Below are 378 nucleotides of genomic sequence, written 5' to 3' on the forward strand. Positions count from 1 at the left end.
CCAGAGCCCGGGGCGCCACCCGGTCCAGCAGGTGTTGCCCGTCAAGCATCCCCAGCTGCCCGTCGAGCACCCCGAGCTGCCACCGATCACCGACCAGATTGATGCCGCCGGTCCCATCCGCGGGGCCACCAGGATCCCTGTCCAGGTCCAGGACGGTCCCGAGGTCCTTCCCGGTGAGACCCCTGCCCCTGGCGAGTCCGACCGCCTCGAAATCCCCGCAGACGGCGCGGATCCTCGGACCCTGGCCCAGCTGGAGGCTGACCTGTTCGCCGCTTGGCTGCTCTCCGGTCGGGTCGAGGGCGCCCCGGTGGAGGCGAAGATCGCGGTCATGATCCCTGAGACCACCCTGACCGGACACAGCGACGACCCCGGCATCAG

1 protein-coding gene is annotated in these 378 nt (G+C 70.6%); it reads left to right on the forward strand.

The features are described 5' to 3' along the window. The coding region (locus SD455_RS16670; RefSeq protein ID WP_445508753.1) for a hypothetical protein at positions 1-378 on the forward strand (378 nt) is incomplete at both ends.

It is taken from the genome of Nesterenkonia sp. K-15-9-6, assembly GCF_052656005.1.